The sequence below is a fragment of the Thermonema rossianum DSM 10300 genome (genome assembly GCF_000426825.1).
Taxonomy (GTDB): Bacteria; Bacteroidota; Bacteroidia; order Cytophagales; family Thermonemataceae; genus Thermonema; species Thermonema rossianum.
Genome location: NZ_AUGC01000013.1, coordinates 1 through 22,075 on the forward strand (window position 1 = coordinate 1; position 22,075 = coordinate 22,075).

19 protein-coding genes are annotated in these 22,075 nt (G+C 51.4%); 2 read left to right on the top strand and 17 right to left on the bottom strand.

The genetic code is table 11. The annotated features are described in order from the left end of the window. Window positions 1-464: 464 nt before the first annotated feature. Complete coding sequence (locus K384_RS09580; RefSeq protein WP_038031880.1) at window positions 465-1,274, top strand: PhzF family phenazine biosynthesis protein; 810 nt, start codon at window positions 465-467, stop codon at window positions 1,272-1,274. Here K384_RS09580 and K384_RS09585 read toward each other — a convergent pair. The 15 genes from K384_RS09585 to K384_RS09655 all read right to left on the bottom strand — a co-directional run bounded on the left by K384_RS09585 (window position 1,271) and on the right by K384_RS09655 (window position 16,595). Next, window positions 1,271-2,758 (bottom strand): acyl-CoA dehydrogenase family protein, encoded by a 1,488-nt coding sequence (locus K384_RS09585; protein WP_038031805.1) that lies wholly within the window; start codon window positions 2,756-2,758, stop codon window positions 1,271-1,273. The genes K384_RS09580 and K384_RS09585 overlap by 4 nt on opposite strands. 19 nt (window positions 2,759-2,777) lie before the next feature. Further along, entirely contained in the window at window positions 2,778-4,481 is a 1,704-nt protein-coding gene (locus tag K384_RS09590; RefSeq protein WP_038031809.1) for an AMP-binding protein, read from the bottom strand. 12 nt (window positions 4,482-4,493) lie between these two features. Next, window positions 4,494-5,267, bottom strand: a complete 774-nt coding sequence (locus K384_RS09595) for an SDR family oxidoreductase (protein WP_038031812.1) — start codon at window positions 5,265-5,267, stop codon at window positions 4,494-4,496. A gap of 4 nt (window positions 5,268-5,271) precedes the next feature. Further along, window positions 5,272-6,141, bottom strand: a complete 870-nt coding sequence (locus K384_RS09600) for a BKACE family enzyme (RefSeq protein ID WP_038031814.1) — start codon at window positions 6,139-6,141, stop codon at window positions 5,272-5,274. Window positions 6,142-6,163: 22 nt separating this feature from the next. Beyond that, window positions 6,164-6,979: an enoyl-CoA hydratase-related protein gene (locus K384_RS09605; protein ID WP_038031816.1), complete on the bottom strand. Its 816-nt coding sequence runs from the start codon at window positions 6,977-6,979 to the stop codon at window positions 6,164-6,166. Next, window positions 6,976-9,036: an acetyl/propionyl/methylcrotonyl-CoA carboxylase subunit alpha gene (locus tag K384_RS09610; protein ID WP_051633295.1), complete on the bottom strand. Its 2,061-nt coding sequence runs from the start codon at window positions 9,034-9,036 to the stop codon at window positions 6,976-6,978. Before K384_RS09610 ends, K384_RS09605 begins: the two co-directional genes overlap by 4 nt. A gap of 13 nt (window positions 9,037-9,049) precedes the next feature. After that, on the bottom strand, window positions 9,050-10,651 hold the full coding sequence (locus K384_RS09615) for an acyl-CoA carboxylase subunit beta (protein WP_071837485.1): 1,602 nt from the start codon (window positions 10,649-10,651) through the stop codon (window positions 9,050-9,052). Beyond that, entirely contained in the window at window positions 10,648-11,271 is a 624-nt protein-coding gene (locus K384_RS13445; protein WP_071837486.1) for a TetR/AcrR family transcriptional regulator, read from the bottom strand. The genes K384_RS09615 and K384_RS13445 overlap by 4 nt, the downstream gene beginning before the upstream one ends. Window positions 11,272-11,702: 431 nt before the next feature. Then, window positions 11,703-12,437, bottom strand: a complete 735-nt coding sequence (ric, locus tag K384_RS09625) for an iron-sulfur cluster repair di-iron protein (protein ID WP_084147192.1) — start codon at window positions 12,435-12,437, stop codon at window positions 11,703-11,705. A 53-nt stretch (window positions 12,438-12,490) separates the two neighbouring features. Beyond that, entirely contained in the window at window positions 12,491-12,880 is a 390-nt protein-coding gene (locus tag K384_RS09630; protein ID WP_038031886.1) for a group III truncated hemoglobin, read from the bottom strand. A gap of 54 nt (window positions 12,881-12,934) precedes the next feature. Beyond that, window positions 12,935-13,390 carry an RrF2 family transcriptional regulator gene (locus K384_RS09635; RefSeq protein ID WP_071837487.1) on the bottom strand — a complete coding sequence of 152 codons (456 nt, stop codon included), beginning with the start codon at window positions 13,388-13,390 and terminating at the stop codon, window positions 12,935-12,937. A gap of 14 nt (window positions 13,391-13,404) precedes the next feature. Then, the gene (locus K384_RS09640; protein ID WP_038031818.1) at window positions 13,405-14,499 is read right to left on the bottom strand and encodes a PorP/SprF family type IX secretion system membrane protein; all 1,095 of its coding nucleotides are present in this window, start codon (window positions 14,497-14,499) and stop codon (window positions 13,405-13,407) included. 4 nt (window positions 14,500-14,503) lie between these two features. Continuing rightward, the gene (locus tag K384_RS09645) at window positions 14,504-14,881 is read right to left on the bottom strand and encodes a T9SS type B sorting domain-containing protein (RefSeq protein WP_051633298.1); all 378 of its coding nucleotides are present in this window, start codon (window positions 14,879-14,881) and stop codon (window positions 14,504-14,506) included. A 58-nt stretch (window positions 14,882-14,939) separates the two neighbouring features. After that, window positions 14,940-15,800 (bottom strand): ParB N-terminal domain-containing protein, encoded by an 861-nt coding sequence (locus tag K384_RS09650; protein ID WP_051633299.1) that lies wholly within the window; start codon window positions 15,798-15,800, stop codon window positions 14,940-14,942. Between the two features lie 27 nt (window positions 15,801-15,827). Then, complete coding sequence (locus K384_RS09655; protein WP_038031821.1) at window positions 15,828-16,595, bottom strand: ParA family protein; 768 nt, start codon at window positions 16,593-16,595, stop codon at window positions 15,828-15,830. A gap of 751 nt (window positions 16,596-17,346) precedes the next feature. On the opposite strand from K384_RS09655, the gene K384_RS09660 reads away from it, so the two are divergent. Further along, window positions 17,347-18,255: a replication initiation protein gene (locus tag K384_RS09660; RefSeq protein ID WP_038031823.1), complete on the top strand. Its 909-nt coding sequence runs from the start codon at window positions 17,347-17,349 to the stop codon at window positions 18,253-18,255. 385 nt (window positions 18,256-18,640) lie between these two features. Here K384_RS09660 and K384_RS09665 read toward each other — a convergent pair whose 3' ends face one another. Both K384_RS09665 and K384_RS09670 read right to left on the bottom strand, forming a co-directional pair. Then, window positions 18,641-19,513: an FkbM family methyltransferase gene (locus K384_RS09665; protein ID WP_051633300.1), complete on the bottom strand. Its 873-nt coding sequence runs from the start codon at window positions 19,511-19,513 to the stop codon at window positions 18,641-18,643. A gap of 86 nt (window positions 19,514-19,599) precedes the next feature. Continuing rightward, window positions 19,600-22,044: an outer membrane beta-barrel protein gene (locus tag K384_RS09670; RefSeq protein ID WP_157630122.1), complete on the bottom strand. Its 2,445-nt coding sequence runs from the start codon at window positions 22,042-22,044 to the stop codon at window positions 19,600-19,602. Window positions 22,045-22,075: the final 31 nt, after the last annotated feature.

Genomic DNA, 22,075 nt, shown 5'->3' on the forward strand with positions numbered 1-22,075 from the left:
GTCGCAATCCTTCTTTTAATGGTAGATGCGCTGTGTGAGATAGCTATATAAGTCGCTTATTTTCAGTGTTTTATGTATTCAAAATTGCACAAAGTGGCAATTTTTCCAATGTGACTGGAATTTTAAACAGAATTTTCTTAAAGAAAATCAAAAATTCACCAAACAATATGTCAAAGATCGTGCTTTGCCGGGCTTCCGTTCGTCGGGCGGGTCGAAAAATGCGCAGGCATTCGTCGTGTAAAAACAGCCGTTCGTCCAAAATGTCAGCGCACAGCTGTCATGTTTCTTTGGCTGCCGCCCATGCGGAAAGCCACTTGCAAAGTGAAGGCATTTTAATTATTTTTTTCATAAGATCAAATCTTTTTTTAATTTTTTTGAAAAAGTCAATACATCCGGCCGCAAAGACCGGCAGCAACACTGGCACAAAAGCCGGCACGTGCGTATCTTTTGCCCAAAAACACGCAATGGAAGCACTTCTTTTCCAAGTCAATGCCTTCACACATCGGCCTTTTGGGGGCAATCCGGCGGCAGTGTGCCTGACAGCTGCGCCCTTCCCCACTTCGCTTATGCAAGCCATAGCCGCCGAAATGAACCTTTCGGAAACGGCTTTTGTGCATCCTTTAGCCGGCGGGCACTATGCCCTGCGCTGGTTTACGCCCACCACCGAAGTGGCTCTCTGCGGGCATGCCACACTTGCCACAGCCCACGTGCTGCTCTCGGAAATAGAAACGGAAGCAGCAAGGGAAGAAGTAAACTTTGAAACACAAAGTGGTTTGCTTACTGTGAAAAAGCAACGAGACGGTTACGCGATGCTGTTTCCGGCTTTGCCATGCGAAGCCATAGACGTGCCCGAAGGCTTGACGCAGGCACTCAATGCAAGCGTGAAGGCTTGTTTTCGCAGCACTTTCGATTTGGTGGTTGAGCTCGAAGACGAAGCAGCGGTGCGCAGCTGTACGCCCCGGCTCGAAGCGCTTGCCGCTTTTCCCTACCGCGGGGTCATTGTTACGGCGGCCGGGCAGCCCCCTTTTGATTTTGTGTCGCGCTTTTTCGGTCCCAATTGCGGGGTGGCGGAAGATCCGGTCACGGGCTCGGCGCACTGTGCATTGGCGCCCCTGTGGGCAGCCCGCCTGCAAAAAACGTCTCTACGAGCCTTCCAGGCATCGAAGCGTGGGGGCATCGTAGAGACGGAACTGCTTGGTGAACAGGTGATACTCCAAGGGGCAGCCGTAACCATTTGGACCGGGCGGCTGCAGCCGCATATTCTGCCCGCTTAGCCCAAAAGGCTTTGCAGTTTCATGGCTACACTCATGTCGCCTTGCACTTTTATCTTGCCTGCCATGAAGGCATTCATGGGGTTCAGCTCGCCTTTGAGCAGGGCTTGCATGTCTTCGGGGCTGATGAATATGGTGCAGGCGGCTTCGCGGTCTTCTTCGCTCACCGTGTTGGTGCCGCCGGTGCCGTCAATCAGCAGTTTTTTGCTGCCGAAGTCGAACTTCAGGCTTGTGCCCAAAGAGCCTTGTGCGGCACGTTGCCGGATGGCATGCATCACTTCGTCCAATACCGAAGCGGCGGCGGCTTCGCGGGCGGTTTGAGGCTTGGGGTTTTCGTATTTTTTATCGTCGATAAGTATTTTGGCAAGTATCTCGCGCATGATTTCCGAGGTGCCCCCGCCAATGGTAAGGATGCGCACGTCGCGGTACACGCGTGCCACTTTGTAGTCTTCTATGTAGCCATAGCCGCCAAACATCTGCAGGCACTCATAAGCGGCTTTGTTTGCCAGCTCGGTGGCTTGCAGCTTGGCAATGCTACACTCCTTCACCGCATACTTGCCTTCGTTTTGCAGGCGGCTGCAGTAGTAAACATACTGTTTGATGACTTCGGTTTCGGCATGCAGTTGTGCCATGCGGTGGCGCAATACCTGAAATTTGTTGATGGGGCGCCCGAAGGCTTGGCGCTCGCTCATGTATTTGAGGGTGTAATCGATGAGGGCTTCGGTGCCTGCCACGGCGCCGATGGCGCCCACCAGGCGCTCCAGCTGCAGGCCGTCCATAAGGTAATAGAAGCCCTTGCCTTCTTCACCGATGAGGTTTTCTGCCGGCACCTTCACATCTTCAAAAAAGAGTTCGGCGGTGTCGGAGGCATGCCAGCCCAGTTTGTTGAGTTTGTTTTTGGTGATGCCGGGGCTGTCGAGGTCCACCACTATCAGCGAAAAACCATTGATACCGGCTTCGGGATTGGTCTTCACCACCAGCACAATGTAGTCGCCATAAATGCCGTTGGAAATGAAGGTCTTCTGCCCGTTGATGATGTAGTGGTCGCCTTGACGCACGGCACGGGTTTGTATGTTTGCCACGTCGGAACCGGCGCCGGGTTCGGTAATGCCGATGGCTGAAATCATTTCGCCCTTGATGACCGGCACCAAGTATTTTTGTTTGAGCGCTTCCGAACCAAATTTGTAAACGTAGGTGGAAGACATGTATTGCGTGACGGTGGGAATGACGCCAAAGCCGCCGGAAAATACTTTTGAGATTTCTTCGCAAAAGACCACGCTGTAGAAGAAGTCCAAGCCTGCCCCGCCGTATTGCGCGGGATAGTGCAAGCCTAAGAATCCCTGCTCACCAAATTTTTTCCATATTTCTTTGGGTACTCTTTGTTGTGCCTCCCATTCGTCTATATAAGGCACCACTTCCTTTTGCAAAAACTGTTTCAGAGCGTCCCGAAACAGCTCGTGCTCTTCGGTAAAATAATATTCTTTCATTGCTTTTTTTGTTTTTATTTCACAACCATATAACAGTTTCTTCTTTCATAAGCCATTGCTCGTAATAGTCGCCGTAGTGGATGTCTATCTGGCGGCGGCGTATTTTTAAGGTAGGGGTCAACAGGCTGTTGTCCACACTCCACGCTTCGGTCGTAAGCACTGCCTTGGCTATTTTTTGATGGGTAGGCAGGGGCTCGTTGATGCGCTCCAGCAACTCCCGGATGGCTTGTTCTACCACCTGCGGCTCTTCTTTTTGTCCCATTTCGGAAAGAGAAATGAGCACAAGCGGCTGGAGTTGCCCCAAGCCCACCACGCACACCTGCTCGGCATAGGGCAGCTTGCCAAACTGCTCTTCAAGCGGACCGGGATAAATGAACATGCCTTTGGCTGTTTTGAAAGCGTCGCTCAGGCGCCCGGTGATTTTCAAAAAGCCTTCTTCGTCTATTTCGCCGCAGTCGCCGGTGTGCAGCCAGCCGTCGCGTATGACTTCGGCGGTTTTTTCGGGCTCTTTGAAATAACCTTCCATCAGCCATTCGGCGCGCATGAGTATTTCACCGGTGCCGGGGTCTATTTTCAGCTCTACTTCGGTAAGGGGCTTGCCTACGGTGCCCGGTTTGTTGCGGTCGCGCGGCATGATGCAGCAGCCGGCACAGTTCTCGGTCATGCCGTACACATCGCGCACAAAAACGCCCAAGTCCATAAACCATTGTTTCACGGCATCGGGGGTTTGGGCGGCGCCGGTCAGGGCGAGTTCTACCTTCGAAAGCCCCAGCTTTTTACGGATGATTTTTTTGAGCAGGCTGCCTATCAGCGGCAGGCGCGTGAGTGTGTTGTATTTTTTTTCGCCAAAGCGCTCCAGGATGCCCAAGCGGAATTTCTGCCAGATGCGCGGCACACCAAAGAAGAGGGTGGGTTGGGTGTCTTGCAGGTTTTCCAGAAAAGTGTCGATGGATTCGGCAAAAGAGATGGTTCCGCCCAAGTACAGGCAGGCCATCTCAATGGCCATGCGCTCGGCAATATGGTTGAGGGGCAGGTAAGAAAAGAAACGCCCTTCGCTCAATGCAAAGAGTCCTATGTCGTTGTGGCGCAACTCGCTTTCAAGAAAGAGGGCGGGCGAGCGAAATTTCAACATGACGCCTTTGGGGGTACCGGTGGTGCCGGAAGTAAACAGGATGGTCCAAAGGTCGTCGCGGGTGGGTTCATACACTTCTTGCAAGGGCTCGTGTGTGTGCAGCAGTTCGTCCCACGCCTTGCCGTCTTCTACTTTGGAATTGCCGGGGTAGTGCGGGAAGTGTATGATTTGAATGTGTGCGGGTACCGCTTCGCGTACTTTCTGCCAATAGCCTTCGTCGAGCTTGCCCACAAACAGGTGGGTTACTTCGCTCTTTTCGAGCACGGTGCGCAGGTCGTGTGCCGCCAGGTTGGCATAAAAAGGCACCGACACCGCCCCGCTCATCATAATAGCCAGGTCCGAGAGAATCCAGTGGTAGCAGTTTTTCGACAGAATGCCTACCAGGCTGCCTTTGCCTACGCCCATGGCACGAAGGGCAGCCGCCATGCGCCGGGCTTCGTCGCCGGCTTGTGCCCAAGTGATGGTTTTCCATTGCTTGCCAAAAGGCTGCCGCATGAAAACGGCATTGGGTTTTTCTTTCTCCCACTTCAGGAAATAGTGCAGCTGAGTGGGCAGTGTCTGCACAACGGGCGTGGTAAGGGTCTCTTTCATGGCTTTTTTATTTTAGTTGAGTTTAAACATATCGCCCCACAAGCGCTGCCCCCCATCGATATAGATGGTTTCACCGGTGATGTAAGCAGCCATGGGCGTAAGCAGAAAAGCCACCAAAAAGGCTACCTCCTCTACCTTGCCCAAGCGCTTGAGGGGTATGGTTTCGGCAATGCCTTGTTTGATGCTTTCGGGGTATTGTTCCAAGCCGGTGGATTGTATGATACCGGGTGCCACGGCATTGACACGGATGCCGTAGCGGCTCCATTCCACAGCCAGCGTTTTGGTCATGTTGTCCACGCCGGCACGCGCGGCGCCCGTGTGCATCATGCCCGGAAAGCCGCGGTATATGTTGGCAATGATATTGACAATGCTGCCGCTTTTTTGTGGAATAAAGAAGCGGTTTGCCATGGTATAAGTCATATTCCAGGTGCCGTTGAGGTTGTTGTTGACCACTGCCTGAAAGCCCTTCGGGCTGATCTGTTCGGCAGGGGCAGGAAACTGCCCGCCGGCATTGTTCACCAGGAAATCGAGGCGTGCGTAACGCCCGGCAACAAAGTCTGCCAGAGCTTTGGCTTGTTCGGGCTCGCGTATGTCGCAGGTTTTGTAGCATACTTCTCCCAAAGCGGCCAGGCTTCCGGCGGCGGCCTGCAGCTTTTCTTCCTTCCTTCCACTGATGCACACGGTAGCGCCCATATTCAAGAGCTGTTTGGCGATGGCGTAGCCTATGCCGCTGCCCCCACCGGTTACGATGGCTATTTTTCCTTTCAGTAAGTCACTGTTAAACATAAACTTACGCATTTTTTAGCGATAAATTCAACATTTGCCTTGCTTCGGCAACGGTTGCCGGCTCACGGCCCAAGGTGCGCACCAGCTTGGCAGCGGCTTCGACCAGCTCGCCATTCGATTTTGCCATGGCGCCTTCGGGCAAATAGAAGTTGTCTTCCAGCCCTACGCGTATGTGCCCGCCAATGGTGATGGCAGCCGCAGCCAGCGCCCACTGCTTGCGCCCAATGCCGATGACCTGCCAATGCGAGCCGGCAGGCACGCTGCGCGCCTGATGCAACAGGTTTTCGGTGGTAGCCGGAATGCCGCCCAACACGCCCATGACGAAGCTGAACACGTAGGGTGGTTTCAAAATGCCCATGTCTATGAAAGGCATGGCATTGTTGATATGCCCGCAGTCGAATACTTCCATTTCGGGCAAGGTGCCGGCTTCGTTCATGCGCTCCAAAAAGAAGCGTATATCCTTGAATGGGTTTTGAAAGACAAAGTCATGATAGAACTGCTTGGTTTTGGGCGAATAAATGGCGTAGTTCATCGAGCCCATGTTGAGTGCGGCCATGTCGGGTTTCAGTGCCGAAATATGGTGGATGCGCTCTTCTTTGGAAATGCCAATGGCACCGGTCGAGAAGTTGATGATGACGTCGGGGCAACGCTTGCGCACTTCGTCGTAAATGCGCCGGTAGGTTTCTATGTCGTAGGCCGGCGCACCGTTGTCTTGCCGGGCGTGAATGTGCAAGATAGCCGCACCGGCTTCCACGGCACGGCGCCCTTCTTCGGCTATTTCTTCGGGTGTGTAAGGAATATAGGGGCATTGGTCGCGCGTGGCCAGCACGCCCGTCAGTGCCGCGGTAATCACTACTTTTTTGTCAGATGCCATAGTTATCGGGGGTTTTGTGGGTTTAGTGTCCTTTCCATTGGGGTTTTCTTTTTTCCTTAAATGCCCGTATGCCTTCACGGGCATCTTCGGTTTGCAACAGCTGCATGAGCCTGCTGTTCAGCTCTTCGTGAGAGAGCCGGGGCAAGTGGTGATATACTTCAATGCCTGCTTGCATGGCCGTGGGGGCACCTTCGCGCAATTGCGCAACCAGCGCCTGCACTTTGGGTAACACCTCTTCGGGCTGCTCCACCACATGAGTAACCAATCCACAAGCCAACAGTTGGGCAGCTGTGCGCTCTTCGCCCAACAGGCACCAGTTCAATGCCTGACGGGCAGGCATAAAACCGGCAAGGGCTTTCATCACCTGAAAGGGAAAAAGCCCGCGCTTTACTTCGGGCAAAGAAAAACGCACCTGTTGGTGGGCTACTGCAAAGGTACTTGCCGCTACCAGCAGCAGGCCGCCGGCCAGCACATCGCCGGTAATGGCAGAAATCAAGGGCTTGGTAAAACTTTCGAATAGCTCATGCACTACCAAAGGGCGTTGTGCCGCGGGCACCGTCGATTGATGCTCGATGCCCCCCATCATGGCTTTCAGGTCGGCACCGGCACAAAAGACCGGTCCCCGGGCGCTCAGCACCACAAAGCGCAGTTGCCGGTTGTTTTGCGCATAAGCCAGTGCGTAAGCCAGCTCATTCAGCATCACCGGGTTGAGTGCATTGCGGCGCCCGGGGTGGTTGAGCACCACCTGCAGGCGGTCGTCTTCTTCGTGGCATTCAATAAAATGCCAGCGGTAGCGCTGCAGCGCGTCATCGGCTATTTCGGGAAAATAAGCATTCATGGTTGTTCTTCTTTTTCGGCGGTTTGGGTTTCACCGGCAGGTTCTATATGAATGAGGCGGGTACCGGCTTCTATGCTCGCCCCTTCCTGTACATAAACTTCTTGCACAATGCCATCGCTTTTTGCGTGGATTTGGTTTTCCATTTTCATGGACACGAAAACCAACAAAGGCTGCCCTTTCTTCACATGGTCGCCGGGCTTTACCAACAGGCGCGTCACCTGTCCGGGCATTTCTGCCTGATAGCTGCCTTCGGGCAGTTCGGTTTCCAGGTCGGGGAAACGGGGCAGCAAAAAAGCCTCAGCGCTTCCGTGCATCGCCTGCCACACCACATAGCGTTGGTTTTCGGGGCTGGTTTCCACGGGGATGAGTGCCACACGCTGCCCTTCCCATTCAAACACCACCTCTTCCAGACCGGCACTTAGCAGACGTGCGGTGCCTTCCCAGCCTTCGCCCTTGCAAAAGAAAAGGCTGTCCGACAGGGGCTTGTATTCTACCGTAATGATTTGCCCCCCTATCTTCCATCCATAAGGCAAGGTTGGTTGTGGCACGTTGCGCCAATTGGGCAGCAAGGCGGGAAGCAAAGCCCGTTGCCTGCAGGCAAGGGTTGCCCGCCATAGGCTCAAACCTACTGCCCAAGTACGCAGTAAGGGCAAAGGCAGGCGGCGCCCGGCTTCCAAAAGGTCGTTTCTTTGGTCCAAAAAGCGGGTATGATAGTTGCCTGCCACGAAGCCGGCATCGGTGCAGAGGGCACGCAGAAAGTCCAGATTGTGCCGCACGCCCACACACAACATCTGCCCCAGGGCATAATGCAGGCGGCGCAGGGCTTCGTGGCGTTCGCCGGCATGCACAATGATTTTGGCAAGCATGGAATCGTAATAAGGCGACACTTCGCAACCACTCTCTATGCCGCTATCGACACGCAGGTAAGGCAAAGAGGGCACTTGCCAGCGGTGAATGGTGCCGGTAGAAGGACGGAAATCCTCTGCCGGGTCTTCGGCATACAAACGGGCTTCGATGGCATAGCCATGCCTTTGTATCGTTTCTTGCGCATAAGGAAAAGGCTCGCCCGCCGCAATGCGTATCTGCCACTCTACCAAATCCAGCCCGGTGATGGCTTCGGTAACGGGGTGTTCTACCTGCAGGCGGGTGTTTACTTCCAGAAAATAAAACTCGCCCTTGCCCACGTAGATAAACTCCACGGTGCCGGCGTTGTCGTAGTTCAATGCCTTTGCTGCTTTCACCGCTGCGGCGCCCATTGCCTGCCGCTCTTCCTCACTCAGCACCGGTGACGGCGATTCCTCAATGATTTTTTGATAGCGCCGCTGAATGCTGCACTCCCGCTCGAACAAATGCACCACATGCCCGTGCCGGTCGCCCAAAATCTGAAATTCAATATGGCGGGCGGTTTCAAAATATTTTTCCAGCAAGAGTTCATCGTCGCCAAAGGCATTGAGCGCCTCACGGCGTGCCGCCTCGAAAGCCTCTTCAAAAGCAGCAGGTGCATGCACAATGCGCATGCCCTTGCCGCCGCCGCCTGCCGCTGCTTTCAGCAAGACCGGATAACCGATGGTTCCGGCGGCTTGCTTCATCTCTTCGCACGAAGCCCCACGCTTGCGGAAGCCGGGCACCGTGGGCACGCCTTGGGCTTCCATCAGGGCTTTGGCATTGGACTTAGAGCCCATTTGTTCGATGGCATCGGCATGCGGACCAATGAAAAGCAGGGGTGCCCCGCCCGCTTCCACGCGCTGTTGCGACAGCTGTGCCACCGCCCGGGCAAAGGCAGCATTTTCCGACAAAAAACCATAGCCGGGATGGATGGCATCGACTCCCGCGCTCAAGGCAATGTTTAATATTTTTTCGATGTTCAGATAACTTTCGGCGGGGGTGTTCCCTCCCAAAACATAGGCTTCGTCGGCTTCTGCCACGAAAGGCATAAGGCGGTCGGCATCGCTGTAAACAGCCACGGTAGCAATGCCCATACGGCGGCAGGTGCGTATGATGCGGCGGGCTATTTCGCCCCGGTTGGCAATCAATATTTTTTTTATGTCGTGCTTCATGGCTTGTGGATGGTTACATGCGGAAAACTCCATAGGTATTGGATGGGCGAATGGATGCATTGTTCACTACCGAAAGACAAATGCCCAGGTAGTCGCGGGTCAGGCGCGGGTCAATCACACCATCGTCCCATGCTTGGGCGGTGCTGTACCATGCGCTCGAAGTCTTTTCTATTTCCTGCATCAGGTGTTGGCGCAGCATGGCGGCTTGCTGCTCGTCGAAGGGCATGCCTGCTTTGGCAGCGGCTTGTCTTTGAATAATCTCCATGACACCGGCCAGCTGTTCGGGTCCCATCACGGCAATGCGGCTGTTGGGATAGCTCAACAGAAAGCGCGGACGGTAAGCCCGCCCCGCCATGGCGTAGTTGCCGGCTCCGTAAGAAGCCCCCACCATGAGCGTAATATGCGGCACCTCGCTGTTCGAAACGGCATTGATAAGCTTGGCGCCATGTTTGATAATGCCTTCTTGCTCATATTGCTTGCCCACCATGAAACCGGTGATGTTCTGTAAGAAAAGAATGGGTTTTTCTTCGCGGTTGCACAGCTCTATGAAGTGCGCCCCCTTGTTGGCGGAATCGGAAAACAAAACGCCGTTGTTGGCAATAATGCCTACCGGATAGCCGTGAATTTCAGCCCAGCCGGTCACCAGGGTGCGCCCCCACAAAGGCTTGAACTCCAAAAAGCGCGAATCGTCCACGATGCGGGCAATCAGCTCCCGCATATCGAAGGGGTATTTGGGGTCGGGCGGCACCAGCTGTATGATCTCTTCTGCCGGATAGCGTGGCGGTTTAGGGCTGTGCCGCGGCACAAAGTGCGGGCGGGGCGGGCGCAGCTGCGCCACCAATTCGCGTGCCTTACGGATGGCATCCAGTTCGTTCTCGGCAAGGTAGTCGGCAACGCCCGATTGGGTGGCATGCATCTCGGCACCGCCCAGACTTTCTTCATCCACTATTTCATTGGTTGCCATCTTTACCAAAGGCGGCCCCGCCAGGAACACTTTGGCTTGGTTGCGCACAAAGATGGTGTAATCGCTCATGCCGGGCACATAAGCCCCTCCGGCAGTGGCATTTCCCATCACCACCGAAATGGTGGGAATGCCCATTTTTGAACGTTGGGTAATTTCACGAAAGATGGCACCGCCATAGTTGAATATCTTGGCTTGCTCGGGCAGGTTCGCCCCTGCCGACTCCACAAAATTAATCACCGGCAGTGCATTCTCTCTTGCAATCTCATTGAGCCGCAAGCTTTTCTGCAAGGTAGGCAGGTCAATGGCTCCGCCTTTTTCCGTGCCTACGTTCGAAGTAATCATGGTCCAGCGTCCGCAAACCAAGCCAATGCCCCCCACGGTGGTTCCCCCGGGCGAAGAGCTTTTGGCGCCCAGCCCGGCCAGTGGCAACAGCTCCAAGAAAGGCGAGCCTTCATCCAACACATACTCTATGCGTTCGCGAGCCAACAGCTTGCCCTGCTTGCGTGCCTTTTGTATGTGCTTTTCTTTACCTTGAAAAAGGCAGGCTTCATAATGTTTTTGCAACTCCTCGAGCAGCTGTTGCATTTGTGCGGCATGTTGCCGTGTGGTTTCGGTGGGTTGCCAACGGCTTTTCAATACAGGCATCATCATGGCGTATCGGTTTGAATGAGTTTTTCGATTTTACTTTTCCCTTTTTCGGTAGCATAAGGCAGCAGCAGATGCCACATGCGCAAGCGTGCCTCCTGCCAGTTGTCGGCTTGGCGCCGGATGGCCTGCTGCATGGGAAAAAAGAAAAGCACCATCCACAGCGTATGTGCCAGGCTGTCGTATCCCTCGGGGCGGGCTTGCAAGTTGCCGGCGCCCACGGCATAGTCCAGCATGCCCTTCAGGTAGGCAATATGTGCTTCTATGTGCGCACGCAGGGCATTGGCTACGTCCTCGCTTTCGTGGGCTACGTCGAGGGTGTTCAGATAAAAAAAGCGGAAGCGGTACGTCAGCTCCAGAATGGCTTGCGTTTTTTCATGGGCATGCTCGAAAGTAGGCAATTGCAACACCGCCGATAAATGCTGTCTGCGTTCTTCTTCCAGCTGCTCGTAAAGAGCCTGCAGGATGCTCTCCTTCGATTTGAAATGATAGGCAAGGTTGCCGGGACTCATGCCCGCCGCTTCGGCAATATCTTTCATACTGACTTGCGCAAAACCTTGCCGGTTGAATAAATCCAGTGCCGCCTCCAATATTCTTTCCTTGGTACTCGTCTTTGATAGAAGCATAGACAGATTAGAAATTAAATTCTAAAATACAGACTTATTATAATGTTTTATTTCAAAATATAAAAATTTTGTACAACTTTTTTACGGTTTTTTCATAAAAAGCAGGCACAAGCGGAATTTACTGTGCCGGACAAAAGGTGGTGCAGCCCACCGGTTCGAAACGAAGCATGTCATTTCCCGCTTGCGCTCGAAGTGACAAGGGAAGAAAACGAAACGACAAAGGGAAAATGGTCGAAAAGGTAAGATTAAACGCACGAAAGGATAAAGGGTAGCTCAAAACAACAGACAGAAGGCAAGGAAGCGCAAAAAAAGATGGTTGAAGTACGAAGCACCGGGCTTGCTTGTTTCCCTGGCCAATGCCCCGCCAAAGCAAATAAAAAAGCGGACTTTGCCGGTCCGCTTTCCTTTTATGCTGCACGCTGTAAAGCGCTTTACACGGTTTCGCCTCTTAACTGTGCCTCTAAATCAATGGCTTTCGGAAAAAGCAAGTTGTTTTCCAGATGGATGTGCATCAGCAGGTTTTTTATGAAGTCGTTCAGCAGGGCATACACCGCTTTGAAGGTGTTGCAGGCATCGGCCGGCGGGCTAAAATGGTTGGTAATCTGTTGCAGACGTTTGAGCCGCTGCCCTTCCTCCTCGTGTTCGGCTTCCATGACATGCACCGGGTTGCGCACGGAACCAAAGGGGGGCATATCGGGCACCGTTCCTTCGGCAGCTGCTTTTTCAAGTTTTTGGATATAGGGGAAAAGCATCAACTCTTCTTTCTTCATATGCACAACCAGATGGTCAGCCATGCTTTCCCAGATTTGCTGCACTTCGGCAAGCTCGGGATGGCGCCCCCCATGTACTTGCACTACCTTTGCCAGCAAAGGACGAATTTGCGGGATTTGTGCTTCCACAAAAGCATGGTGGTTGTCTAAAATGAAGCGAATAAGCTCTGTAGCAGACCACTTGCTGAAGTCATGTGTTTCTTCTTCGTCTTTCTGCAAAGCCTGCAGTTCTTCCACCACCGTAGATACCGGCACACCGGCTTTGGTGCAGGCCGTTTCCAATGATTGCTTGCCTCCACAACAGAAATCAAGCCCCCACTTTTGAAAAACCGTTGCACGCCGTGGGTCTTCATTGACCAACTCGCCCAGTGTCTTTTGATTCAGGTCTGTCATCATAGCTTTGTCATTTAAAGGTGAAAGGATTGGGACGACTTTTTATGCTTGCATCGTTACATCAAAGGTTGCGAACCATGCTCGCGGTGAAATTTTATCTTGCTCCAGAACATCATTGCCATGCGCCCGGCACGCCATTTGGCTTCTTCGGCTTTGGGTCCTTCAAAAAGACCATCCACGGTTTCGTTGAACAGCTGCACCCAGCGGTTGAAGTGCTCCTCGCCTACGGGCATATGGGCATGTGGCAGAAAAGGACTGCCTTGGTAGGTGCGTTTATCCAACAAAACCGTCTCCCAAAAGCGATACATTTTTTCCAAGTGCTCCGGCCACCGGTCCCGAATCACACCGTTGAAAATTCCTCCCAACAAGGGGTCCACACGCACTTGCGCATAAAAGCTATCTACCATCTGCTCTATGTCACCGCGGTTTTGAATGTCGCTTTTCATAAAAGGATATTTTTGTCTTTTTTTAAACAAAAAAAGAGAAGTTTTTGTCACCAATCAATGACTTTCGTCATCCTCGGAAGAGAAACGCAGGCGCGCGCCGGCATCGACTACCTCAGTAGCTGCCTTGCGGATAGTTGTCTGCTGCAGGCTTTTTTTCAGTGCATCCCGCAAGCCCACTACTTGATAATGCAAAGGGCAAGGGTTTTGACTGCTGCAAACAGGCAGCCCCAACACGCAGCTGTTAAAATAAGCCTCTCCCTCGAAAAGCGTAACTATTTCGTAGAGCGAGCGCTTTTGTTGAGATGCTGACATACTAAATCCGCCTTTTTTTCCGCGCAATGAGTCCACCAGGCCCGCACGCGCCAGCCGCTGCAATACTTTCGAAGCAAAAGCTTCGGGGATGTCGGTGGCTTCTGCCACTTCCTTTACCGCCACGCGTTTTCCTTCCATGCTGCACTTGGCTATATATACGGCCGCACGCATGGCATATTCACAAGCTTTTGAAAACATTTTTTCCGCACTTTTTAAGGTTCAGGGGACTCGGGTAGCTCTTCAATGTCGTCCTCTCCCCAATCGTCATTGATAATAAAATCGTCGAACTTATTCAGTTTCTTTACTCTGCCCAGCGTTTTCTTCAAACCAATGGAAAACTCGGTAGTGCCCAGCATGTCCATGCCCGGCATCGCCGAAGGCAGTGTGTAGTCATAAGCAAACTGAAAATTGACAGTGGTGCTGCTCACTGCCACCAGCAGAGCAGTGCGCCCCGCTTGATGATAACGCAGCCCCAGCCCTATGCTGCCGCTGCGAAACAGACGCCCACTGTTCTCAGAGAAATGATAACGGTACCAGCCGCCGGCTTGATAAGCTGCCATGCCGGCCTGCTTGGTCAGGTAGAAAGTAGGCGAAAACGAGTGCCGGAATCCTTTCGCCTGCTTCAAGGGGAACAGACGCGCTTCGGCAGCCAACTGCCAGCCCACGGCCTGCCGGCTTTCCAACACCGAGCTTTGGCTTATGTCCGGACGGTTTAAATCATACACACCGACAGAAATCCAATAGCGGTCATGCACCGATTGTTCTTCCGGGCGGCGCCACAATGCTCCCACATTCACAGACCAGGACGAAACCGGCGCCGTACTCAAATATTCTGTTTGCAGGGGTTGCCCCTGTGGGTCATAAGCCGTGATTTGCTCACCACTCAAACGGCGGCTTTGCCAGCCGGCTTCCACGCCTATGCCCAGGCGCTGTTTGCCTATGTGCCATTGATAAGCAAAAGCCAAACGCAGGCTGTTTTGTTTCAGCTGCAGGCGGTCGCCTTGGGTATCGTCCAAAAACAGCAGCCCAAGGGTGGCATAATGATGCACGGCCGTGTCGCCCTGCACGCGCAAAAAAGGATACTGCAAACGAAACAGGCTGCTTCGATAGGGACTGTCCATTTGCATCCATTGCCGGCGGTTTTGCAAGGCAAAGAGCGCTTCTTCGCCTTGCAGAATGGCTGCCGGCGAAAGCGCCGCTCCGTTTTGTTCGTACAAGCTCCAAGGAATTGACTGTGCATAGCCACACACGACCACAGCCGGCCACCAAAGACAAGAAAACAAAAGAGTGCGTAGCGTGTTCTTCATAGTCTCAGGGTTGAAGGTAAAACGAACCATGTTTTTTGCCTTGACGGTCTTGCAGGGCTTGCCCACCGGTAAAGGTGCCCTCTATCGTCCATACATACACACCGGCCGGGGCAGGCTGCCCGTTGAGCTTGCCATCCCATCCACGGTCGCGTGCTTCCTGCCAGGAAGTGGTTTCATAACAGAGCATGCCTTGACGGTTGTAAATGCGCAAATGGAAATCCTGCACGCCCTCGCCGTAGGCTTTGAAAAAGTCGTTGTTTCCGTCGCCATTGGGCGTAAAGACCGTGGGAAAGGCTATCCACTCGTTGCTTTGCGCCTGCACGCTCCGGGGCCATGCCCAGCTCAACAGGCTCAACACCACAAAAAAGAAGATTTCACGCATAAACCATGCTATTTTATGCTTTTCTTGCCGGAAGGGACAAAATGTCCCCTTCGGAAAATTATCCTTGTAAAAGCTTTTTGACCTGCAGCAAAAGTGTCTCGTCTTCCACCTGCTTGAGCAGCTGCATCACTTCGGCTTTCAGCCGGCTTACTTTGTCTTTTTTCGGGGCGGGGCTTGTCTTCCGTTTGTTTTTACTGCCCGCTTGTTTTGTGGGGGATTGCAGAAGCGTTTCACGCAGCTGTGCCACTTCGGCCTCGCTCATTTTGGGCACTTGGCGCAATACTTTCGCCGGCACTTTCAGCTCGCCTTTCAGTATTTTATTTTTCAGCCCGGGCATGCCTTCGCTCAGGCGGTCCAAGCCTTCGGCATACTGTCCATCGCGTTTGATGGTCTTGTCGGACACCTTAAACACATTTGCCAGCTTTTCGGCAGTAGAACCTTCTTCTTTGGGTTGTTCTTCTGCCTGCCCGGCAAACTGCTTGAGATTGGCAATGTTGCCGCTTTTTTGTTTGAAGCGGTTGTACTGATAGCCTCGCAGGTAAGCCATTTCTTCCTTGGTCAGGTTGCGCTTGCCCAGCTGGTTGTTCACCATCCAGTCTTTGACTGCTTCTATATTTTCAAACTCACGCAGCTCTATTTTGAAAGGCAATTTGTGCCTTTGACAAATGCCATAGCGGTGGTGTCCGTCGATAAGCACATAGCGCTGTGCCCGGCTGTCTTTCCACACCACCAGCGGGTCGCGGCATCCTTCCTCCAAAATATTTTGCTCAAGCTGCTTATACTCTTCATCACTCAAAGGACGGATGAGGTCGCGCAACTCATCCAGAATCTCGATATGCTCTTTGATATATACTTCGGTATGTTCTACCTCCTGTTGCGCCGTTTGCAACAAGGCTGCAAATTTCTTTTTCTTGCTCATTCTGCTCTGCTTGTTATTTTGGGTGGTTTAAGAAGTGGTTTGTGCCAAACGGGTGGCTGCTTCTACCTCTTTGGCAAGCTGCATGTAATCCTCTGCGCCATAGCAGTGGGGATTATAGCTGAAAATATCTTGATGCATGGCAGAGGCTTCGGTCAGTGCCACATTGCTGCGGATCACCGTATCGAAAACCTTGCCCTTGTAAATGCTGCGCACCTGCTCCACAATAGAGCGGCGAATGACCGTGTGGTCCACTTGTGTAAGCAACATGCCGGCTACCTCCAGCTTTGGATTCAGGTTTTTGCGCAGCTCATCAATCAAGTTCAAAATGGTTTGCAAGCCTTTGGTGGCAAGGTATTCTGCCTGCACGACAACCAACACCTCCGAAGCAGCTATCAGTGCATTGATGGTTAGAATGGAAAGACTCGGGGGGCAATCGATGAGCACATAGTCATAAGCGTTTTTAACGCCCTCTAAGGCTTCTTTCAGGCGGAAGTAACCATTGACATCATTTTTCAGGCGAAGTTCCGCCTCAGACAGCTCTAAATCGGCCGGCGCTATATGCAAACCTTCGTCAAGTATCTCCACAGGCAAAGGTTCCGATTCACAAATGGCATGGTAAAGATTCCGGGCGGGTTCCTCCAAGCCCACATGCTGCGTCAGGTTGGCTTGGGGGTCGATGTCAACCAATAGCACACGTTTGCCCATGAGCGAAAGGGCTTTTCCCAAATTGAGCGTGCTGGTGGTTTTGCCCACACCGCCTTTATGATTGACCACGGCTATAATTCTTGGCTGCATAGAATTTCAAGATTTCGCTTGTTCGATACACTCCTCAATATTAGAAAAAAAATCTGATAACTCCCTCTGCTTTTACTGAATTGTACAAAACAAAGACTGCCTTTCAAGCCCTTTGGAAAAGGCGGATGGCGTGCTCGAAACTTTCACTTTGAAAGTCAAAGCTGCGCAGACTGATTCTTCCCCTTTTCGAAAGAAAAAAAAGACACAAAATTGAAAGACAACACAATATTGTGAATATTGATATATACTTGAGTATATATTGTAGGGGTATTTTTTACAAAAAATTTTGTTTTTTTATTTTTTTTAAAATTATATATGGTTGATATTTTTAACTTTTGTTAAATAACACTTTTCATAAGCAAAAGGACGCTGTTTAAGGGCGTGAGCATTTTATGGAAGAGGTGCCGGCATTGTTGTTGATGCCTGCTTTAGAATTTTATTTTGATGCAACAGTGTTGCAAAATGCTTGTAAGTATTTGTAAATGAGAAACTTTGCACTTCAAAGCAACCGCTTAAATAACACTTTTTATAAGCGAACTAACACTTTTTATAAGCGAACTAACACTTTTTATAAGCCTAAATAACACTTTTTATAAGTCAAACTAACACTTTTTATAAGCGAACTAACACTTTTTATAAGCCTTTGCTTTGGGATTCAAAGTTTGTTTGACACCGCCTTTTTTTCTGTTTTTGAAAAATTGTATTTTTTTGACTTACTTTCCCTATTGAATAAGCCAAGAGGCTGTTTTATATGAAGTTGGAAAAAATCAATGAACGCACGGAAGTGCGGCAGCATAATTTCCTGACGGAGGCGCGTTATGAGATGACAGCCTGCGAAATGGATATTTTATTTTGCTTGCTCAACGAGATTCGCGAGGATGAAAGCCGCAATTTCTATCAGCTGAAAGTAAAGGAAATAGAGCTGCTCACCGGACGCCAGTGGAACTATCAACAGTGCCGGGAATCTACTTTTCGCCTTGCCGAGCGGGTATTTGAGGTTATCAATGAAAACGGCAACTTGCTTCAATTTAGTTTGGTTTCTACGGCAGAGTATAAAATGGGGGAAGGCATCATAGAGCTGGAGGTATCGCCCAAGGTGATTCCTTATCTTTATGAGCTGAAGAAGAACTACACGGCTTTTCGCTTGTTGGCGTCACTGCGTTTTACTTCGAAGTATGCCAAGCGTTTTTATTTGTATTGTTCGCGATGGAAAGATGTGGGCAGTTTCACCACGACCATAGATGAGTTGAAAATCAAGCTGAAGCTCAAAGATCCGAAGCGCAAGAAAGAAAAGTATGTGCAGGTTCGCCAGTTCGTGGACAAGGTGTTGGAGGTGGCTGTGCAAGAAATCAACGAAGTGTCGGAGCTGATGGTGCAATATACGCTTATCAAAGAGGGGCGCAAATACACCAAAGTGCGTTTTAATATTGAGCGAAAAAAAGACGTGGCCGAGGAGGCGCTTGTCGATGAGCGGCAATTGCGGGCACATGCGCTGTTGAAGGAAATGGGCATTACGCGCCCCGATTATGTGAAAGCGGTGCTTAGCAGCGAAGATAAAATGAAGGCGCTTTTTAAATGGAACTATGAACGCAAACAGGGAAAATTGGGGAAATTGGAAAATCCATCCGGTCATTTGTTGAAAGTGTTGGGCTTGGTTTGAAAAGGTTTTTCACCTTGCTGTGCTTCATTCGACATGACAAAAGGCAAATTTGCTTCGATGAGCTTGCGATTTCTCACCTCACTGCGTTCGGTTCGAAATGACAACAAAGAGATGGTTTGTTTTTTAAGCCATTGTTTTTTTAACACCTAAATTATGACTTTTTGAGCTTTTTTGTTCGTCTTCTTCTCTTGTCATTTCGAGGGCAAGCGAGAAATCTTTTTTAAAGAAAGGCTTGGCTTGATGAGATGTCTCACTTCGTTCGACATGACAAAAGATAAACTTACTTTTTACTTTGAAGCGGCAGGCCTTTCCGTGCTTGGAAAGCGCTTACCGGCTGCTCGTTGACTCTTCTACCGGAAAGGACAAAGTGTCCCCTTCGAGCTGTTTACATTTGTTGCTCATCGATGAAATACAGGTTGGTGAGGACATAGCCTGCCAGGCGGTAGGCGTGTGCGTGCAGATGCTGTACGATGCGGTTGGCCTGTGGTTGCAGCGGGTCGAAATGCTCATCTTCTATGACTATCAGTCGCGGGCGATATCTTTCAAGGTCTAAAGAAAGCAGCACGTCGTAGTCGTGCTCTTCGGCATCGATGGAAAGGAAGTCGAAGTGTGCCGGGCAGTGGCAGGCGTCGAGAATATCGGTAAGGCGCCGGCTGCGCAAATGGTGCACTTGTTCTATGTTCTGTGCTATTTCTTGTGTGAGCATGCGCTCTATATAGGTTTTATCGGCTGAAGAAAGCACATCGTTGCTTAGTTCCACGAAATCCACTTCGCCTGTTTGGTTCGATACGAAGGCATGCACGGCAATATCGCGGGGGCGGTAGTACTTAAAAAGGCGAATCAGGCGCGGGTTGGCATCGATGCATATGCCGCGCCAGCCTTGACGGTACAGAGTAAAAGAGTTGGAGATAAAAACCGGGTGGTTGCATCCTACTTCCACGTAAAAACCACGATAGCCAAAAGGGGGCTTTAGCAGCGACTCAATCAGGCGATCTTCACCGGTAAAGGCATAGCTAAGGCGGGCCGACCGCCCAAAGAAGGGGCGCAGCGCCGACAGGGAAGCGTAACGCAACACACGCAGCAGGGACCAAAGGGGCGAGTGCCGGGTAAAGAACTGCCGGAAGCTGTGACGGACTTCCTGCCATGCCAGCGCCCACGAGAGAAAGAATGCCCGGCGGAAAGCTTTTTGATAGAGCAGCCGTGCGCGCCAGTGTTTTATGGACCGCTTGACTTGATGAAACCACAGACCGGAAGCCATAAGTATGGATGGTTTATGAATCCGAAAAAAGAAAATCCGGGGCATGAACACCGCCCCGGAAAGCCAAGATACTATTTTTGGGTGAATCAGCGGCTGCGTTGCTTGATGTCGCCACTGTCTATGTTGATGTCTTGTGAGCGTAAGCCGCGGTTGCCCAGTTCCACGCGCAGGCTGAGTGAAAGCCGGCGGCTGTCGTTGTAGTTATAGAATGACCAGTTTTGATTGCCGGAGGTGCCGCCCCCTTCGTAGGCATAGCCTTTCCATATGTCGGACACGGAGGCACGAAGGGTGTAGCGCCCATGTGTATAGGAAGCGCCTACGTCCAGACCGTGCAGGCTGTTGATGCGTATATTGCCTTCGTAAAGCGGACCGGGTATATAGGTGAAGTCGGCGGTGAGGGATAATTTTCTGTTGCCGGTATCGATAAGTTGCAGGCTTTGGTTCAGTTCAAAATACCAAAATCCGTAGTTACGTTTCAAAAATGCGTATTCGTTGCGCGGCAGGGTGCGTTCGTGTTGGTAGAGGGCAGTAAGCGAGACCGTCCATTTTTCGCTTAGGGGCAGGCCGCCGGCAATGCCTATATTCCATTGCCGTTTGTCACCGTAATTGTCGCGATAAAGGTAGGTTTCGTTGTTTTGGTTGGAGAGGGTGAGCTGTGCGTTGTCGTTTTCGATGTAGCTATAGTTGCCAATCAGGGCAATGGCACCACCAAACACGTAGTAAAGGTCGGAAGACAGGGTGTAAGAAGGTTGTAGGAAAGGGTTTTCTTGTTGGTACCAGTCCCGGGCCAGGTAATAACGGATGGGGTTCAGTTGCCAGAATGCCGGGCGTTGCATGCTTCCTTTTATACTCAGCGAAAACTGATGCATGTCGGAGGGGGCATAGAGTACCGAGAGGTTGGGCATCCAATAGCGGTATTCGTTGTTGAAAAGGCGCTGTTCGCTGCTGAATCCTTCGTTGATGGTGCGGTCGTATTTAACACCCAAGTCTGTTTGGAAACGCTCAGACCAATTGGCTTTCCAGCTGATGAAAGGGGTAAAATACCACTCGTTGAAGTCGTATATGAAGGAGCGTCCGGGATTGTTTTGATAGTTGTTGGCTTCTTTGTCGAACCAATCGACGACGGAGGCAGTGCGTGTGAGTGCGGAGTAAAAGCCTGCCTGTAAGCTCATTTTTTCGTTGAGCATGGCAAGGTAGTCTATCCGGCCATAGAGCGAGCTTTGGTTTTGGGCTACGTCTTGGCGGAAGTCCCAAACTGAACTGCCGTTGTTGCCGTCGAGCTCAACCAAAGAGTGCCGGTGTTGGGCAGATTCCGAAAACAAGGTACTGAATGTCAATGATAATTTGTTTTTTTGTTCCTTTCCATGACGGAAAGCATACTGAATATCGGCGCTGCCACTTTTGGAAAACTCTTTTTCCGTGGTGTTGGTATATCCGCTTTCTGTGATGCTGTATGCGCCATTTTGCAGCGCGCCATATTCGTTGTAACTGTAGCTGTTGTTGGGGTCGAAATGGTTAGTGTTGTAGGAGGCATTGCCCGATAGCTGCAGTTCGTGCTGCTCTTGCCAAGAGCGGGCAGTGCTCAGGTTTATGCCATTTTTCCAGCTGTTGTTTTTTTCGCGGGAGTCGAATACCTTCACCAGACTTTGCTTGTCTTGGGGCAACTCGAAGCGTTGGTCTATGGTCTGCCCGTAGCGGCTTAGTTGGCTGTAGGCAGAAGCTTGTATTTGCCATGTTTTGTGTTGAATGAGGTTGGCAAAGAGGCCGGGGGTGTTATACATGCCTTGTTGGTCTCTGAGTGTCAGATAGTATTTGGTCAGCAGCTTATTGGTTTTAAAATATATTTTGACAATGGCCGTGTCGCCCCCTTCGTCATATTCGGCGCCGGGCGCCATGATGATTTCTATACGGTCGATTTCTTCGGCAGGCATGCTTTCAAGGAGCATCTGAATCTGTTGGGCTGACAACAGGCTTCGTTTGCCGTTGATGTAGTACACCGTTTGGCTTTTGCCCAAGACCTGAGGCAGTCCTTCGCCTTGTTTTTTGAGCAGAGGCAGGCGTTTCAGTGCTTCCTGCGTGGTCATGCCACGCAGTGCTTCAGGATTTTGCCAGGTGGCAGTCAGGCGGCCGGCGCCCATGTCTATTGCCGGGCGGCTTGCGGTGATGGTTACTTCTTGTAGCTGAAGGTCGGAACGCAGGGTGATGTCCACATGGTGGTCTTGTTGCAGCTCAAGCCACTGACCGAAGGTTTGATAACCAACAAACTCTACTTGTAAGTAATAACGCCCCTTGTTGGGGAGTGTAAGAGAAAAGTTGCCTTGTTCGTCGGTGGTGGTGCCGGTTTCGAACTGTAGCGAATCGGATACCAGCACCGTGGCATAAGGCAGTTTTTGAAGGCTGTCTTGCACGCTGCCGCTAAGGGTAATGCCTTGTGCATGGATAAGAGCAGGAAATAAAACGTAACTGATGAGTGTCAGTAAAAAGTTGGGCTTTTTCATACTTAAACTGAAGTAAATGGTTTTAAGATTCACACTTGTTTTCTTTTATAGATGCAGAAACAGG

What these genes read in the sequence shown, in the direction of transcription:
- K384_RS09580 (WP_038031880.1), top strand. Translation starts at nt 465, where the DNA reads ATGGAAGCACTTCTTTTCCAAGTCAATGCCTTCACACATCGGCCTTTT.
- K384_RS09585 (WP_038031805.1), bottom strand. Translation starts at nt 2,758, where the DNA reads ATGAAAGAATATTATTTTACCGAAGAGCACGAGCTGTTTCGGGACGCT.
- K384_RS09590 (WP_038031809.1), bottom strand. Translation starts at nt 4,481, where the DNA reads ATGAAAGAGACCCTTACCACGCCCGTTGTGCAGACACTGCCCACTCAG.
- K384_RS09595 (WP_038031812.1), bottom strand. Translation starts at nt 5,267, where the DNA reads ATGTTTAACAGTGACTTACTGAAAGGAAAAATAGCCATCGTAACCGGT.
- K384_RS09600 (WP_038031814.1), bottom strand. Translation starts at nt 6,141, where the DNA reads ATGGCATCTGACAAAAAAGTAGTGATTACCGCGGCACTGACGGGCGTG.
- K384_RS09605 (WP_038031816.1), bottom strand. Translation starts at nt 6,979, where the DNA reads ATGAATGCTTATTTTCCCGAAATAGCCGATGACGCGCTGCAGCGCTAC.
- K384_RS09610 (WP_051633295.1), bottom strand. Translation starts at nt 9,036, where the DNA reads ATGAAGCACGACATAAAAAAAATATTGATTGCCAACCGGGGCGAAATA.
- K384_RS09615 (WP_071837485.1), bottom strand. Translation starts at nt 10,651, where the DNA reads ATGATGATGCCTGTATTGAAAAGCCGTTGGCAACCCACCGAAACCACA.
- K384_RS13445 (WP_071837486.1), bottom strand. Translation starts at nt 11,271, where the DNA reads ATGCTTCTATCAAAGACGAGTACCAAGGAAAGAATATTGGAGGCGGCA.
- ric (WP_084147192.1), bottom strand. Translation starts at nt 12,437, where the DNA reads ATGATGACAGACCTGAATCAAAAGACACTGGGCGAGTTGGTCAATGAA.
- K384_RS09630 (WP_038031886.1), bottom strand. Translation starts at nt 12,880, where the DNA reads ATGAAAAGCGACATTCAAAACCGCGGTGACATAGAGCAGATGGTAGAT.
- K384_RS09635 (WP_071837487.1), bottom strand. Translation starts at nt 13,390, where the DNA reads ATGTTTTCAAAAGCTTGTGAATATGCCATGCGTGCGGCCGTATATATA.
- K384_RS09640 (WP_038031818.1), bottom strand. Translation starts at nt 14,499, where the DNA reads ATGAAGAACACGCTACGCACTCTTTTGTTTTCTTGTCTTTGGTGGCCG.
- K384_RS09645 (WP_051633298.1), bottom strand. Translation starts at nt 14,881, where the DNA reads ATGCGTGAAATCTTCTTTTTTGTGGTGTTGAGCCTGTTGAGCTGGGCA.
- K384_RS09650 (WP_051633299.1), bottom strand. Translation starts at nt 15,800, where the DNA reads ATGAGCAAGAAAAAGAAATTTGCAGCCTTGTTGCAAACGGCGCAACAG.
- K384_RS09655 (WP_038031821.1), bottom strand. Translation starts at nt 16,595, where the DNA reads ATGCAGCCAAGAATTATAGCCGTGGTCAATCATAAAGGCGGTGTGGGC.
- K384_RS09660 (WP_038031823.1), top strand. Translation starts at nt 17,347, where the DNA reads ATGAAGTTGGAAAAAATCAATGAACGCACGGAAGTGCGGCAGCATAAT.
- K384_RS09665 (WP_051633300.1), bottom strand. Translation starts at nt 19,513, where the DNA reads ATGGCTTCCGGTCTGTGGTTTCATCAAGTCAAGCGGTCCATAAAACAC.